The 4,343-nt window shown below is 36.8% G+C and carries 4 protein-coding genes and 1 tRNA gene; 1 reads left to right on the top strand and 4 read right to left on the bottom strand.

The genetic code is table 11. From position 1 onward, the window contains the following. Window positions 1-84: transfer RNA gene (locus ACJMLH_RS04235), tRNA-Ser, on the top strand. Between the two features lie 19 nt (window positions 85-103). Here the strand turns inward: ACJMLH_RS04235 and cobK are convergent. From cobK to ACJMLH_RS04215, 4 genes are all read right to left on the bottom strand, one after another. Beyond that, on the bottom strand, window positions 104-889 hold the full coding sequence (gene cobK / locus ACJMLH_RS04230; protein WP_405275035.1) for a precorrin-6A reductase: 786 nt from the start codon (window positions 887-889) through the stop codon (window positions 104-106). Then, window positions 886-3,315, bottom strand: a complete 2,430-nt coding sequence (locus ACJMLH_RS04225) for a cation-translocating P-type ATPase (protein ID WP_405275033.1) — start codon at window positions 3,313-3,315, stop codon at window positions 886-888. The genes cobK and ACJMLH_RS04225 overlap by 4 nt, the downstream gene beginning before the upstream one ends. Window positions 3,316-3,319: 4 nt before the next feature. Further along, window positions 3,320-3,709, bottom strand: coding sequence for a UPF0146 family protein (locus ACJMLH_RS04220; protein ID WP_405275031.1), 390 nt, complete (start codon window positions 3,707-3,709; stop codon window positions 3,320-3,322). A 209-nt stretch (window positions 3,710-3,918) separates the two neighbouring features. Next, on the bottom strand, window positions 3,919-4,343 hold a 425-nt coding region (locus ACJMLH_RS04215; RefSeq protein ID WP_405275029.1), incomplete at its 5' end, for a hypothetical protein.

The raw sequence follows: 4,343 nt of genomic DNA, 5'->3' as shown, positions 1-4,343 counted from the left end.
GCCGAGATAGTCTAGTCTGGTAAGGCGCAGGACTTGAAATCCTGTGAGGTTTCCCTCGCCTGGGTTCAAATCCCAGTCTCGGCGTTTTCTTATAATCTATTTTTTAAAAAAAGTTTTTTAATTTGTAATCTAATTCGTTTAGATTACTAACAACATCATTTTTATTTAAGATATCTATTTCTGGTCTTTTTATCATTATAACTGCAATATTCTTTTCATTTGCAGCTTCGATTTTTTCAATGACCCCTCCGATTTCTCCGCTTTCCTTGGTAATCATAACGCTTGCGCCATATTTTTCAATCAGATCAATGTTTTCTTCTTTTGTGGCGGCTCCGGTCATTGGAATGATATGTTCGGGATTGATGTTAAGTTCACTGCACTTTTCAATTGAGCTTTTCACCTTCAGAATTCTTGGATAGAATCTCTCGACACTGACGTGTTTTACAATGTCTGCCATGGTGTTGGCTCCTGCAAAATGCAACACATTTCCTTTAAGAAATTTGCTGGCTATCATGTTTCCGGCATCATCAAACGAATCTACGTAATGTATGTGTGATGTATCGATATTTTCAAGGTTGGTGGTAGGTCTTTCAAAGCGGATGTACGGCATTTTGAGCTCACTGGCGATAGTTGCTGAGGTATGTGTGATGTGCTCTGCAAATGGATGGGTAGCATCAATCAGAATGTCAAAGTCATCTCTTTTAATGATTTCAGTTATCTCATCTTTTAGAAGCGGACGGGCTATTGTATCATCGCTTCCGGCTTCATTTGCCAGCCTTGCACCATATTCGGTGGTTGTTGTAGTTAGGATAAATGCATCATAATTTTCCTTTATGTGTTCTATGATGTTTGTCGAATCCTTTGTACCGCCTAATAAAAAAATCTTCATTTCATCACCTTGTCCATTATCTTTTGAGCTATAAGTATTGTTGATGCCACAAGTGCAATCACAATCCAGTCCATGATTCCAATGGGGGTTGTTCTGAAGATTATCTGCAGTTGTGGAATGTACAGGATTAATAATTGAAGCAGGAATGATATTATAATTCCCAAATATAAAAATTTGCTTGATTTTTCTGAGTTTGCCCTTCCGTTGAATGCATTCAACAGCTGGTAAACTACAAATAATGTGAATGCAACTGTCATTGCATTTTTGGTATCCGCCCCACCGTATATCTTCCAGCTGAATACCGCTATTGTTCCTATTGCCATTACAAGACCCAGGAACAATATCTGAAGCAATGTATTTTTGGTCAGAATGTCTCCTGTCTCGGGAGGTCTTTGCATTATGTCCCTTTCGGCTCCCTCGATACCCAGCATCTGTGCGGGAGGTCCGTCCATTACGATGTTTAACCATAAAAGCTGTGCCGGATTGAACGGCAGAGGCAAATTCAAAAGTGAAGTTCCGACAATTGTCAGTATTGCTCCGACATTTGTGGAAACCTGATATTTTACGAATCTTTTGATGTTGTCATAAATCTTTCTTCCGCCCTCAACGGCTTTGACGATTGTTGTAAAGTCGTTATTCTGAAGTATCATGTCTGAAGCTTCCTTTGCAACGTCGGTTCCGTCACCCATTGCAACTCCAATTGATGCCTTTTTAAGTGCAGGCGCATCGTTTACGCCGTCACCTGTCATTGCAACAATGTTGTCCAGTTTCTTTAAAGCTTCAACGATTCTCATTTTTTGTGCCGGCTTTACCCTTGCATAGACCTGAATGTCTTTTGCAATTTTCAGGTATTCTTCTTCACTGAGCTCTTCCAGTTCTGCTCCGGTTATTATTTTACCGTTTGTCAGGATTCCCAGTTCCCTTGCGATTGCACATGCTGTTTTTTCATGGTCTCCTGTAATCATTACAACGTCAATTCCTGCATTGATACAGTCGCTGACGGCTTTTTTTGCATCTTTTTTAGGAGGGTCCATCAGACCCAGAAGTCCTGTAAATGTAAGATCTGTTTCATCTTCACTTTCATCTCTGATTTTGTATGCAAATCCTATTACTCTCAATTCATGACCACTCATTTCGCCAACTTTTTCAAGTATCATTTCCTTGGTTTCAGCTTCAAGCATTTCAATATTTCCATCATCATCTATGTATTTGCACTTATCTAAAATTATTTCTGGAGCACCTTTTGATAAAACAATATTATTTCCATTGTCTAATCTATGTATAGTAGTCATCATTTTACGATTGCTGTCAAGAGGGATTTCATCCACCCTTTCCAAATCGCAATCATGACCTTTACAATATCTTAATATAGCGCCGTCGGTCTGGTCTCCTATGATTTCATTGTGTGATATGACTGCATTATTGCACAATTTACCAATCAGATGTGTTTTGTCTTCATTTGTGTAAAAACTCTCAACAACAGTCATTTTATTTTCAGTTAATGTTCCTGTTTTATCAGAACAGATTACTGTACATGATCCTAATGTCTCTACAGAAAGCAGCCTTTTGACAATTGCTTTGGACTTTGCCATTTCATTCATTCCAAGTGCAAGTGTTAAAGTCAGAACTGCAGGAAGTCCTTCAGGTATTGCAGCAACGGCTAGTGAAACGGCAGTCATGAATGTTTCCACAATTGGAATTCCTTTTAATAATTCTAATATGAAAATTGCAATACAAACAACAATTGCTATTGCAGATAGGATTTTTCCAAGTCTTCCGACACGCTTTGCAAGTGGAGTTTCCTCATCTTCTTCCTGCACAATGCCGGCAATTTTTCCGATTTCAGTTTGCATTCCGATTGCTTTTACAACTCCAACTGCATTTCCTGAAAGAATATTCGAATCCATGTATAATGTATCATTGGCCTCTTTTTTAACTGCTTCAGACTCTCCTGTCAGGTTGGATTCATCACAGCTCAAACGTTTTGTTTCAATAAGTTCCAAATCTGCGGGTACTTTAAGGCCCTCTTCTAAAATTACAATATCTCCAATGGTAAGCTCTTCAGCGTTAATTTCATTGATTTCATTATCTCTTTTTACAATGGCTGTTTTGGTAATTAAACCTTTCAGGCTTTCGACTGCACGCATGGATCTGTATTCCTGGATGAATCCCATGATGACATTCAATAAAACTGCAAGTAAAATTACTCCCGCATCAATAATGTCGCCGATTGCAAATGATGCGATGGCTGCAATGATTAAAAGCGCAATTAGAATGTCTGCAAATTGGGATAAAAATAGTATTATTAGTGGTGTTGGCTTTTTTTCTTCGATATGGTTTAATCCATATTTGGTTTGTCTTTTTTGAACTTCACTGGCTGTAAGTCCATTAATTGATGTTTCGTATTTGGTTAATATGTCACTCATAACATCACCTTAATGTGTAAAAGCTTGCTTTTTTGAAATTTTTTAATTTCATTTTAACTCTACCAGTATTTAAATCTTCGTTTGTAAGGGGTTTGATTATCAGCTGCGAATCCACTTCAAGCGCCAGCTTTACAAGGTATGGCTGAAGTTCGCTCGGAGGTCTGATTGAATATATGATGTCAACGTCCCTGTATATGTCCAAATCGGGATTGGTAATGTCGTCTTTTATTACTGTGGTGTCTTTTGGAACGATGTCGGTTTTAATCAGTGTGATGTTTTCCCATTCCGATAGCATATTTGCAATCTTGTCGAATTTTCCCACACCGACCTCTGCAATCTTTACCCTGCCGGTTCCGGCTTCACTAAGAATATACTCTCCAAAATCATTCCACATGTTACTTCCTCAATTTAATATTAATTGAGCAAACTATTATACATTTTGTTGAAAATCCAATATTTGTCCAATCATTTTTGATGGTGGGTGGTAGGGATCGTGATCAATTAGATTTTTTGGGCTTAAAAAGAAAAACAGGATTTTAAAAAATGATTTTATGGAGTTTAAAATCAAATCAAAATAAAATAAGAAAGTAGAGAACTTATTCTCTACTTGATGATTATGGTTATGGTTTTGCTGATTTTTTTGTATTTGTTGTTTCCGTTATATTTGATTGTTGTTTTGTATTTGCCTTTTTTGTTTAGTTTTATTTTAAATATTGCTTTTCCTTTGCTGTTGGTCTTTGCTTTTATTGTTTTTCCTTTTATTTTTAGTGTCAGCTTTGCGTTTTTGATTTTTTTGTTTTTATATTTCAGGGTTATGGTTAGTTTTTTTGTTTTTGTTTTTGCTTTGAATTTTTTTGTTTTGGCGGAGATTAGTTTAGGTTTCACTTTTTTGGATTTGGTTTTTGATTTGTCTTTGGTAACATTACCATTTTGGTTGTTATTGTTATTTTGGTTGTTATTGTTGTTTTGTCCGTTTTGGGTTGTGTTTTGGTTGTTATTGTTGTTTTGTCCGTTTTGGGTTGTGTTTT

It is taken from the genome of Methanobrevibacter sp. (assembly GCF_045116495.1).
GTDB lineage: Archaea > Methanobacteriota > Methanobacteria > Methanobacteriales > Methanobacteriaceae > Methanocatella.
This window is presented reverse-complemented; position numbering and strand designations above follow the sequence as displayed.